1 protein-coding gene is annotated in these 443 nt (G+C 22.8%); it reads right to left on the bottom strand.

The features are described 5' to 3' along the window. Positions 1-40 precede the first annotated feature (40 nt). Positions 41-443: hypothetical protein (locus tag BGS40_RS09285; protein ID WP_180753088.1), on the bottom strand; the 403-nt coding region annotated here is incomplete at its 5' end.

Below are 443 nucleotides of genomic sequence, written 5' to 3' on the forward strand. Positions count from 1 at the left end.
TGTTTCGTTTAAGGTTTTATTTTGAGTGTTAAGTTCTATCTCATTCATTTGTGCATTCTTTTAATTTAGATTGTAGAGTGTTAAGATTTGTCAATGTCTTCTTGTTGAAGTTTTCTAAAATTTTATTAATATTTTCTTTTAGCTTCTCTTTAGCTTGATTATCTAAAAAAAAATCTTTACGAATTCTTCTTGTAACATTATCTGTAATTTTATTTAGTTTTCTCATTGTATTTAAAATTATTGCAGTTTTAGAATTATCAAATTTACATGTGAATTTTTTAGAAAGATCTCCAATATAAATATGGGAAAATCCCCAGTTGTTTCCAATTAAAGAAGATGTATAATAAACAATATGTGAAAAATCATGACTTTTGATTTTATTTTGCAAAAAATCCTCTTCTAAACGAGTATTTAGAAAAAATAAAAAATCTTCAAAAACTTTA

The organism is Campylobacter sp. 107, assembly GCF_002383835.1.
Classification (GTDB): domain Bacteria; phylum Campylobacterota; class Campylobacteria; order Campylobacterales; family Campylobacteraceae; genus Campylobacter_D; species Campylobacter_D jejuni.